7 protein-coding genes are annotated in these 10,738 nt (G+C 63.6%); 6 read left to right on the forward strand and 1 reads right to left on the reverse strand.

Features of this window, described 5'->3' with window-relative positions; genetic code table 11:
• Positions 1–40: 40 nt before the first annotated feature.
• On the forward strand, positions 41–2,377 hold the full coding sequence (locus JSS27_14050) for a DUF1553 domain-containing protein (GenBank protein ID MBS0210066.1): 2,337 nt from the start codon (positions 41–43) through the stop codon (positions 2,375–2,377).
• A 202-nt stretch (positions 2,378–2,579) separates the two neighbouring features.
• Positions 2,580–3,908, forward strand: a complete 1,329-nt coding sequence (locus JSS27_14055) for a DUF1501 domain-containing protein (GenBank protein MBS0210067.1) — start codon at positions 2,580–2,582, stop codon at positions 3,906–3,908.
• 266 nt (positions 3,909–4,174) lie between these two features.
• On the opposite strand, the gene JSS27_14060 is transcribed toward JSS27_14055, so the two are convergent.
• The gene (locus JSS27_14060) at positions 4,175–5,428 is read right to left on the reverse strand and encodes an MFS transporter (GenBank protein MBS0210068.1); all 1,254 of its coding nucleotides are present in this window, start codon (positions 5,426–5,428) and stop codon (positions 4,175–4,177) included.
• Between the two features lie 320 nt (positions 5,429–5,748).
• On the opposite strand from JSS27_14060, the gene JSS27_14065 reads away from it, so the two are divergent.
• Genes JSS27_14065 through JSS27_14080 form a run of 4 tightly spaced genes read left to right on the forward strand, consistent with a single transcriptional unit; the run spans position 5,749 to position 10,674 of the window.
• A complete protein-coding gene (locus JSS27_14065) occupies positions 5,749–6,657 on the forward strand; it encodes a GntR family transcriptional regulator (protein ID MBS0210069.1) in 909 nt (302 codons plus the stop codon).
• A 12-nt stretch (positions 6,658–6,669) separates the two neighbouring features.
• Positions 6,670–7,611 carry a dihydrodipicolinate synthase family protein gene (locus JSS27_14070; GenBank protein ID MBS0210070.1) on the forward strand — a complete coding sequence of 314 codons (942 nt, stop codon included), beginning with the start codon at positions 6,670–6,672 and terminating at the stop codon, positions 7,609–7,611.
• Positions 7,605–9,587, forward strand: coding sequence for a VCBS repeat-containing protein (locus JSS27_14075; protein MBS0210071.1), 1,983 nt, complete (start codon positions 7,605–7,607; stop codon positions 9,585–9,587). Before JSS27_14070 ends, JSS27_14075 begins: the two co-directional genes overlap by 7 nt.
• Before the next feature lie 34 nt (positions 9,588–9,621).
• Positions 9,622–10,674 carry an exo-alpha-sialidase gene (locus JSS27_14080; protein MBS0210072.1) on the forward strand — a complete coding sequence of 351 codons (1,053 nt, stop codon included), beginning with the start codon at positions 9,622–9,624 and terminating at the stop codon, positions 10,672–10,674.
• The last annotated feature ends 64 nt before the right edge of the window (positions 10,675–10,738 follow it).

The raw sequence follows: 10,738 nt of genomic DNA on the forward strand, positions 1-10,738 counted from the left end.
TGCATTGTCCTTGCCTGCCCGAACTCCTGCCTTACCTGCCATGCGACATTCACGACTTGCCTACGGATTGGTGATCGTTGCCGCCTTGCTCGGTGCGCACGCGGCGCAGGCCATTGAGATTCCGGCCGAGCAGGCCGAGTTCTTCGAGAAGAAGATTCGCCCGCTCTTGGTCGAGAAGTGCTACGAGTGCCACAGCGAGCAATCGAAAGCGCTCAAAGGAAACCTGCGGCTCGATACCCGGGCCCACGCGCTGAAGGGGGGCGACTCGGGCGAAGCAATCGTGCCGGGCAATCCCAACAACAGCAGTCTGATCCAAGCCGTCCGTTGGCAGACGTTTGAAATGCCCCCGTCGGGCAAGCTTACCGGCGACGAAGTCGCGGCGCTGGTGAAATGGGTCGAACTCGGCGCGCCCTGGCCGGGGGATGGTGAGCCGGCTGCGACGATCACCGAAAAGAGTTACGACTGGCCGACGCTGCGCGCGGGCCATTGGGCGTGGCGGCCCGTCGTGCGTCCCGAGTTACCTGCCGTCAAGCAAACCGGCTGGACGCGGAACGGCATCGACTTCTTCGTTCTGGGGCAGTTGGAAGCCGCCGGGTTGCAGCCCTCGCCGCCGGCCACGCCCCGGGTGCTGGTGCGGCGGATTTACTTCGACCTGATCGGCTTGCCACCCACGCCCGACGAAGTGGCGGCCTTCGAGAGTGCGTGCCAGAAAGGTCGCACCAAGGCGATTGCTGATCTGGTCGATCGGCTGCTGGCCATGCCGCAATATGGTGAACGCTGGGGACGATTCTGGCTCGATGTGGCGCGCTACAACGACGGCTATGGCGGCTTTTTGGACAATCAACCTTCGCCCCAGGCCTGGCGCTACCGCGATTGGGTCGTCAACGCGTTGAACAATGACATGCCGTACGACGAGTTCGTGCGATTGCAACTGGCCGGCGATCAGATCGACGCCGAGAAGCACGCCGTGGCGACGGGCTTCTTGGCTCTGGGCCCGACGTACATCTCGGACGGTGGCGACCCCGACGCGATTGCCCAGGCCAAGTCCGAAACCCTGGACGATCGGGTCGACACGGTCTGCCGCGCGCTGATGGCCGCCACGGTCGCTTGTTCGCGCTGCCACGATCACCGCTTCGATCCCTACCCGCAGCTCGATTACTACTCGCTGGCTGGCGTGTTCAACAATACGAAGAGCTTCGACTACCCGCTCGCACCCCCCGAGGTTGTCAAGGCGTTCGACGCGGCCCAGGCCGAGATCGATCGTGTCGACGGCAAGGCCAAGAAGATCAAGGCGGTGGCCCGGGCCGAGGGGCGCAAGCTGACCGAACAGGAAAACAAGGAAGTTAAGGAACTCGAAGCCAAGGTCAAAGATCTGCAAAAGCAGCGGCCCGAGAAGTACCCGTTCGCCCACACGGTGCGCGACAGCGGCAGCGACGACATGAACCTGGCCGTGCGCGGCAATCTGCGCCGACCGGGGCCGCTCGCGCCGCGGCGTTTCTTACGCATTATCGCCGGCGATGACCCGGCCAAGTTCACGCACGGTAGTGGCCGGCTTGATCTGGCCGAGGCGGTTGTCGCCCCGGCGAACCCGCTGACCTCGCGGGTGATCGTGAATCGGGTGTGGCACCATCATTTTGGCTTCGGCCTGGTTCGCACGCTGAGCAACTTTGGCATGTTGGGCGAGCAGCCGACGCATCCCGAGTTGCTCGATTGGCTGGCCAGCAGGTTCACGAGCCGGGTCCAGGGTGACTTTGCCTGGTCGCTTAAGCAGTTGCATCGCGCGATCCTGCTGTCGGCGACCTATCAAATGGACAGCGCGCCGAATGAAAAGGCCCAATCGATCGACGGTGACAACCGGCTGTTGTGGCGGATGAACCCACGGCGGATGGACGTCGAGGCCTGGCGCGACGGGCTGCTGGCGGTGTCGGGCGAGTTGAAACTGGAACAGGGGGGCGCCTCGATCCGCAGCATTGCCGAAAGCCCGCGACGGACGATTTACGCCGCCGTGTCGCGCAACGGCGACGCCTTTGACTCCGACAGCTTTCTGCGGACGTTCGACTTTCCGGTTCCCAAGGCCACCAGCGAAGGGCGCACGTCGAGCATCGTGCCGCAACAGTCCTTGTTCATGATGAACAGCAAGTTCATGATTGCTCGGGCCAAGGCCTTGGCCGCGCGGCTGAACAAAGAACGTGCGGACGACCCGGCGCGCATCGAGTACGCTTATCAGTTGTTGTACGGCCGACCGGTGACCGACGAAGAGTTACAACTGGGGCGCGATTTTTTGGCCAGTGCCGTCACGAATGAAAAGCAGTTGAACCCCTGGGAGCAATACGCCCAGGTGCTGTTGAGCGCTAGCGAGTTTATGTACCAGAACTGAGGAAGCCTCAATGACCAAGCTCCAATGACCAATGAGGACGCACGCGCGTCATCGCTAGTTTGGTCATTGGTACTTGGACCTTGGTGCTTTCCTCCGCAGGAGGTGTCCCGTGTTTCACCGCGATCCTACGCTGCCTGTTTCGCGTCGCCATGCCATCTCGCGCATCGGCGCTGGCTTTGGCTCGTTGGGGCTGGCCGCGTTGATGCAGGACAGCCAACTGCTCGCCGCCACGTCGGCCAACTCACCCCTGGCGCCGCGCCCCGCGCACTTTCCCGCCCGGGCCAAGCGCGTGATCCAACTATTCATGCCGGGCGGACCATCGCAGGTCGACACGTTCGACTACAAGCCCGAGATCGCCAAGTACGCCGGCCAGCGCCCCGCCGAGGTCGATCGCAAATCGCTCCGCAACACCAAGAACGGCCTGTTCCCCTCGCCGTTCGAGTTCAAACAGTACGGCCAGTCGGGCAAGTACGTCAGCAGCATTTTTCCGCACGTGGCCGAGCACGTCGACGACATTTGCTTCATCCACTCGATGCACACCGACATTCCCGAGCACGCCGGCGCGATGCTGATGATGAACGTCGGCCACTTGCAGCCGAACCGGCCCAGCATGGGAAGCTGGATGGTGTATGGACTGGGGACCGAGAATCAGAACCTGCCGGGCTTCGTGGCCATGTCGCCGCGCGCCCAGCCTCGCGGGGGCATGGCCAACTGGGGCAACAGCTTCCTGCCGGGCGCTTACGCAGGCTGCTATGTGAACATCAACAAGATGACGCCCGAGTCGGTGATGCAGGACTTGCGCAACCAGTTCGTCGAGGCCGAGTCGCAGCAAAAGCAAGTCGAGTTGCTCGGCCGCTTGAACCGGCTGCACGCCGAGCGCGAGCATCACGACCCGGGCCTCGAGGCTCGCATTTCGGCGATGGAGATGGCGTTTCGCATGCAGGCGTCGGTTCCCGACGCGTTCGACACCTCGGGCGAGTCCAAGGCCACGCTCGACATGTACGGCGACAGCGAATACGCCAAGGGGTGTCTGCTGGCCCGGCGGTTGGTCGAGCGCGGCGTGCGCGTGGTGCAGGTGTCGCTGTCGATCGACGGCTATGACATCGCCTGGGACACCGGCCACAACGAAATCGAAGGGGGCCACACCAAGCTGGCCAAGGCCTGCGACCAGGGGATCGCCGCGCTGATCAAAGATCTGAAGCAGCGCGGACTGTTCGACGACACGTTGATCATCTGGGGGGGCGAGTTCGGCCGCGCGCCGACCAGCGAAGGTCAGAAAGGCCGCGACCATGACCACTACGGCTTCACCACGTGGCTCGCCGGTGGCGGCGTGAAAGGTGGTTATAGCTACGGCGCGACCGACCAGTTCGGCCTGACCGCGGTGGAAAACCGCGTGCATGTCCACGACCTACACGCGACGGTCTTGCACCTGATGGGCCTGGACCACGAGAAACTGACCTACCGCTACTCGGGCCGCGACTTCCGCCTGACCGACGTGCATGGGCGCGTGATCAAGGACATTCTGGCGTAGGTTGGCATCGCCGCCTACGCGAAAACGTCCCGCGCCGTAACGCGTAAACACCCCTCCCTTCCAGGGAGGGGCAGGGGGGAGGGTAGACGTGCTCAGCTACGCGAGCAGCTTCCATACTCGGGGTGCCCTCCACGAACATGCGTCCATCAGCCCGAAGATCGACGCATTCTAGGCCTACGACGTCTTTACCCTCCCTCAGTCCCTCCCTGGAAGGGAGGGATGTTTGTCGCTTGTCCGTTTGGAGTCGTTCGTTACCGCGGCATTCGTCACCGCGTCTGTTGTTGATCGACTCGAATGAGCAGCACCAACAGGATCGATACCAGGGCCGCCGACGCGAAGATGCCGAAGATCAAATTGAGCGGCACGTCGCGAGTTCGCAACACGCCGAAGCCCCAATCGGCAAAGCCGCCGCCGATCATGCTCACCAGGTTCATCACGCCATAGCCCGTGGCGCGTAACTGCGGCCGCGTGATCTGCGACAGGATCGGCATGTTGTTGCAATCGAAGCAGCCCCAACCGATGCCGAACACGACGAGAAAGCCAATCGCCACCGGCAGCGTCGACGAATTGCCCACGCCGAACAGCGACGGGATCAACAGCGTCATCCCCAGCGCGCTGACGTAAATCCTTCCCCGCGGCGTGCGGCGCATCAGCGCGTCGGCCAGCCACCCGCCGCCAAACACTGCCCCCAGCGACGCGATGTTCACATACAGCGTGGCCGACACGCCGGCCTGGCCTTGGCCGATGTCGAACTTGCCCTTCAGGATCGACGGCATCCAGTCCTTGACGATCCACCCAGCCAAGGCAGGCAGTGTGAAGCACGCCACCAGCAACAAAAACGAGCGGTTCGATAACAACTCGCCGAGCGCCGTCAGCAACGGCGGTCGAGTTGCCTTCTCCTCGACTTGATCGGGAGCGGACGGAGCATCGCGCAGCAGGAACAACAACGGCACGGCGTAGATCACGCCCGCCAGTCCGGTGTAGTCGAACGCGCCGCGCCAGCCCCAGTCGGGCGCATCCGCCACGTGGCCGCCAAAGCCGCCGAGAATAATCCCAGCATAGATCGCCGTCTGGTGCAGGCCGACGGCTCGCGAGCGCGTGGCCCCCCAGTGATATTCAGCAATCAAGGCCAGCGCGGCCGGAATGTAACACGCCTCGCTGATCCCCATCAGTGTCCGCGTCCACAACAGCCCGTCGTAGGTTTCGACCTGACCCGTGGCCCAGGTGATGGCGGACCAGATGAACAGGCTGGCGCAAATGATGTATCGGCGGCTGAAGCGATCGGCCAGGTAGCCCCCCAGCGGGCTGCAGAAGGCGTAGACCCATTTGAACTGGCCCAGCATGTAGCCCCAGTGGTCGTCGCTGCCGATCGAGGGAATTTCCTCCATCACCGAGAACTTCATCGTGGCGATCATCTGCCGATCCAGGTAGTTCAGCAGTGCGACCGGCCACAGCAGGGCCACGACGAACCAGGCGGTTCGCAGGGCGCTCGGGGGTGATTGAGAAATAGTGGTGCTCATACAACTCAATTAAGACCAACCGCGACGGCACAACGACACGACGGGGACCGAAGATATTACCACGGAGACACAGAGGACGCAGAGAAAGACACGGAGAGGGTTGCGATGGGTTAACCGCTGGCCAAAGACGCTCGCCAATCGCACCCGCTTAATGTGACTTCACGATTGCATTTCCTTCGTCCTTCGTCATTTCCTTGTCTCGTCTTTCTCTATTCCTTCTCCTCCTCCGTGTCTTCCTCCGTGCTCTCTGTGTCTCCGTGGTGGAATTGGCCGCGATTCTAGCTGCTTGCAGGCTGCTGTGTCATTGGTATACTACCGGAATGTCACTAAAAAAACGATCACTGCCGTTCCCCACTGCGGCCGCCGATAACGGCGGGCCGCCCGCTGACCTGGCGCTGCGTGAAAGGGCCTATCAAGCCCTGCTCAACAAGCTGGCCGCCGGGGAATTGCCCCCGCATAGCATCGTCTCGGAACAGTCGCTGGCCGCCGAGTTGGGCATGAGCCGCACGCCGGTTCGCGAGGCGATTCGCCGACTGGTCCACGAAGGGCTGATGGAGCAGTTGCCCCGCTACGGCACCCGGGTCCGCGAGGTCTCGCGCCGCGACCTGGTCGAGCTGTACGAGCTGCGTGAAGCGCTCGAACCCTATGCCGCCGCCAAGGTGGCCGGCAACCTGGCCCCGGAAGAGTTGGCCCGGCTCGAAGGGTTGGTCAACGAAGTCCGTCGCGTGGCCGACGAGTTGAAACACTCGGGCGGCAATGCCCTGTCGGGACCGCTCTTGAATCGCTTCTTGTCAGCGGACCTAGGATTTCACCTGCTGTTGCTGCAAGCGGCCGACAATGCCCGCCTGCTCGACATTGTTTCTCAGACGCGCTTGCTCGCGCGTATTTTCGCGGCTCGCCGGCAAGCGCACGATACGATCGTGCTCGACGAGACCCATCGCTATCACCGCGTGGTTCTCGACGCCATCAAGCGCGGCCATGGCGAACAAGCCGCCGCGGCCATGCGCGATCACATCGGCGCCAGCAAGCGCCGCGCGCTCGACCATTTCGATTCGCGCGCCGCGGTGCTTGCCACGGGCACGCCGCGCGGCATGTCGCCCGACCTGGTGGCGGAGTTTCAACGCATCGAAGCCGAGCGCGGCACCGCCCCCAAGAAGCCAGCCACTCCACGCCGCGCACATAAATCGACCAACAAGCCGGCCGGCAAAGCCAAGTCGCGCAGCCGTTAATCGGAGCCCACCATGCGAGCAAAACTGCAAGGAATCATTCCGCCAATCATCACTCCACTCGCCGAGCCCGATCGGCTCGACCGCGCCGCCCTGGCGCGATTGATCGAGCGGCTGGTCACGGCCGGCGTGTCGGGCATTTTCCCACTGGGAACCACCGGCGAAGGGCCGACGCTGTCGGGCCGATTGCAGCGCGAAGTGATCGACGCCACTTGCGAGTTGGTCGACGGCCGCGTGCCGGTGCTGGTCGGCGTGACTCATTCCGCGATGGGAGAGTCGCATGCCCTGGCCGAGCATGCCTTGGCCGCTGGCGCCGACGCGATTGTGGCCGCGCCGTTGTTGTACTTTGCTCCGCGGCCGGCGGACGTGACGGCTTACTTCGAGCAACTGGCCGAGGCCTCGCCCTTGCCGCTAGTGTTGTATGACATGCCGGCCTGTGTCCGCGCGGACATCACCTACGAATCGGCCGAAGCGCTGACCCACATCGAAAACATTATCGGCATCAAGGATAGCTCAGGCGACTTTGCTCGCTTCCGCCGGCTGCTGAGTTTGCGAGCGCTGCGTCCCGACTGGACGTTCTTGATTGGCCCCGAGTTGTTGACCGCCGAGGCGATCGTGGCCGGCGGCGACGGCGGCGTGGCCGGAGGGGCGAACTTGGAGCCCGAGCTGTTCGTGCAGTTGGCCAAGGCCGCCCAGGCTCGCGACGTGGCACGCGTCGATCAGCTTTTGGCGGCGGCGCGGCAGATTGGCGAGCTGTATAAACTGAGCGACGACGCGCTAGGCGTCACGCGCGGCCTCAAGGCAGCGTTGGCTTTGCGGTGCGAATGCAACGATCTGTTGGCGGTTCCGTATGCCACGCCGGTTGACGAGGCGTTTCGCGCTCGGGTCGGCGCGATCTTGCGACGCATCACTTCCCCGATTGCAGTATCGAACGATCAGGTGGGGCAATCATGCTAAACCGCGTTGCGATGACACTATTCGCGGCTGCGGTCATGTTCGGGCTGGCGCAGCGCACCGACGCCCAGACGCTCGAACGTCTGCCGTACAACAATCCCGGCCTGGTCGTCGACCTGGGGGTAGGGCTGTGGGCCTGGCCCGTGCCGTGCGATGCCGACAGTGACGGCGATTTCGACCTGATCGTGTCCTGTCCCGACAAGCCGTCGAACGGCGTCTGGCTGTTCGAGAATCGCTCGGGCGACACCGCCCAGAACGCCATGCCGGTGTTCGCGCCGGGCCGGCGCTTGAGCGCCACGGTCACGTATATTATGCCCAGCTACGTCGATGGGCGGATGCAGGTCTTGTCGCCGGGGTTCGTGTATCCCGACTTCGTCAAGCGTGGCATCGAGAATCGCGTGGCGTTGCCGCTCGATGTCAAGTTTCACAAGCCGATCGGTTCGCAACCGAAGGGGCCCAAGATTCGCCACAACCAATGGCGGCTGGCCGATTACGACGGCGACGGCATCGTCGACTTGATCGTGGGCATCGAAGATTGGAGCGCGTATGGCTGGGACGACGCTTGGGACGCGACGGGGCGCTGGACCAACGGCCCGTTGCACGGCTTTGTCTATTGGGTGAAGAACACCGGCACGCTGGCCGCGCCCAAGTACGCCGAGCCGGTCTTGATCGAAGCCGAGGGCAAACCGGTCGATACGTTCGGCTGTCCGTCGCCGAATCTGGCCGACTGGGACGGTGACGGCGATCTGGACTTGCTGTGCGGTGAGTTTCTGGATGGCTTCACCTATTTCGAGAACGTCGGCACGCGCACCGCTCCGAAGTATGCGGCCGGTCGCAAGTTGCGCGACCAACGGGGCGATCGCCTGGCGATGGATCTCGAGATGATCGTCCCCGTGGCGTTCGATTGGGATCGGGACGGAGATTTGGATTTGATCGTCGGCGACGAGGACGGCCGCGTGGCGTTTGTCGAAAATGTCAATACGCTGGCCGAGGATCGCACGCCGACGTTTGCATCGCCACGATATTTTCAGCAGCAAGCCGACACGCTCAAGTGCGGCGCGTTGGCCACGCCGGTCGGTTGCGACTGGGACGGCGACGGCGACATCGACATCGTCTCGGGCAATACCTCCGGCTACATCGAATGGTTCGAGAACCTGAGCGGCCCGAAGGTCGCGTCTCCGCGCTGGGCAGCGCCACACCGATTGGAGGTTGAAGGTCGACCGTTCCGCGTCATGGCCGGTCCAAACGGCAGCATCCAAGGCCCGGCTGAAGCCAAGTGGGGCTACACCACGTTGAGCGTGGCCGATTGGGACCACGACGGCCGGCTGGACATTGTTTACAACTCGATCCTAGGGCGCGTCGAATGGCTACGAAATGTCGGTTCGCGCACGACGCCCAAGCTAGCGCCGTCGCAGCCGCTCGATGTCGGGTGGCCCAGCGCCACACCCAAGCCGGCTTGGACCTGGTGGCAGCCGCGCGGCAAGGAACTTGTCACGCAATGGCGGACCACGCCCGTGGTTCACGACTTTACCGGCGACGGTTTGAACGATCTGGCCATGTTGGACCAGGAAGGCTATCTGGCGCTGTTCGAGCGGGTTCGCGAGGGGCAAGGGCTGATCTTGCTCGCGCCGCGGCGGGCGTTCTGTGACGAGAAAAACGAGCCGCTGCGCCTGAACGCCAAGACCGCCGGCGGCAGCGGACGCCGCAAGCTGTGTGTTGCCGACTGGAACGGAGACGGCCAGTTCGATTTCTTGTTGAACTCGGCCAATGCCGATCTGCTGGCGCAAGTCGGCCGGCGTGATGGCACGTGGCAGTTCGCACGGCAGGGCTCGCTGGCCAAGCAGAACATCGAAGGGCACGACGTCAGCCCCACGGTCGTCGACTTTGACGGGGACGGCGTGCCTGACTTCCTCGGCGGCGCGGAAGACGGCCGGTTCTACTTTCTGCGCAACCCGCGCTCGGCCGCCGCCGGACCATAGTCGCCAATCACATCATCGCAGCGAGGAGCAACGCATGCAGACGCTCGTGTGGCTGATCGTCGGGACCGTAGTCTTGGGCCAGGCCGCCGCGGTAGGCGCCGAGAACCCGGCGGTCGTGACCTCGGAGTTCATTTACGAGACCGCGCCGTTTCCCAGTTGCCACGCGTCGACCATTGTTGAAACGCGCAACGGCCAGTTGGTGACGGCTTGGTTCGGCGGCACCGCCGAAGGGAAGCCCGACGTCGGCATTTGGTTTTCGCGCCTCATCGACGGCAAATGGACCGCGCCGGTCGAAGTTGCCAACGGTATTCAATCGGACGGCTCGCGCTATCCGTGCTGGAATCCGGTCTTGTTTCAGCCCAAGACTGGCCCGCTGTTCTTGTTCTACAAGGTTGGCGCCGGCCCGAGTCCTTGGTGGGGCGAGGTGCGCACCAGCGCCGACGGCGCGACGTGGAGCGCGGCCGAGCGACTACCTCAGGGAATCTATGGACCGATCAAGAACAAGCCGGTGCAATTGGCCAGCGGCGATCTCCTGTCCCCGACCAGCACCGAGCATGACGGCTGGCGCGTACACTTTGAGCGCAGCACCGACGGAGGCAAAACCTGGTCGGCCACCGCGGCAGTGAACGATGGTCGCCAGATCGGGGCGATTCAGCCCAGCATCTTGTTGCTTGGTGGGGAACAATTGGCGGCCCTGGGACGCACAAAACAAGGCAAGGTCTTCCGCATCGAGTCCAACGACGCCGGGCGGACCTGGGGCGAAATGACGTTGACGGCGCTGCCGAATCCGAACTCGGGGACCGATGCGCTGACGCTGGTCGATGGCCGGCACTTGTTGGTTTACAATCACACGGCCAAGGGGCGCTCGCCGCTGAACGTGGCCGTGTCGAGCGATACCAAGCACTGGCAAGCGGCATTGGTCCTGGAAAACACGCCGGGCGAGTATAGTTACCCGGCGGTGATTCAAACCCGCGACGGGCGCGTGCATCTTACCTATACCTGGAAGCGGCAACGAGTGAAGCACGTGGTGGTCGACCCGGCGAAGCTGACATTGCGCGAGATGCGCGACGGCGCTTGGCCGGAGTAAGCTGCATTTGGCGATCAACACCTCTCCCTCCCAGGGAGAGGTCGCGGAGCGTAGCGCAGCGGGT

It is taken from the genome of Planctomycetota bacterium (genome assembly GCA_018242585.1).
GTDB lineage: Bacteria > Planctomycetota > Planctomycetia > Pirellulales > PNKZ01 > JAFEBQ01.

Excerpts from the sequence above, each read along its gene's own strand:
- JSS27_14050 (MBS0210066.1), top strand. The coding sequence starts at position 41 with ATGCGACATTCACGACTTGCCTACGGATTGGTGATCGTTGCCGCCTTG.
- JSS27_14055 (MBS0210067.1), top strand. The coding sequence starts at position 2,580 with ATGCAGGACAGCCAACTGCTCGCCGCCACGTCGGCCAACTCACCCCTG.
- JSS27_14060 (MBS0210068.1), bottom strand. The coding sequence starts at position 5,428 with ATGAGCACCACTATTTCTCAATCACCCCCGAGCGCCCTGCGAACCGCC.
- JSS27_14065 (MBS0210069.1), top strand. The coding sequence starts at position 5,749 with ATGTCACTAAAAAAACGATCACTGCCGTTCCCCACTGCGGCCGCCGAT.
- JSS27_14070 (MBS0210070.1), top strand. The coding sequence starts at position 6,670 with ATGCGAGCAAAACTGCAAGGAATCATTCCGCCAATCATCACTCCACTC.
- JSS27_14075 (MBS0210071.1), top strand. The coding sequence starts at position 7,605 with ATGCTAAACCGCGTTGCGATGACACTATTCGCGGCTGCGGTCATGTTC.
- JSS27_14080 (MBS0210072.1), top strand. The coding sequence starts at position 9,622 with ATGCAGACGCTCGTGTGGCTGATCGTCGGGACCGTAGTCTTGGGCCAG.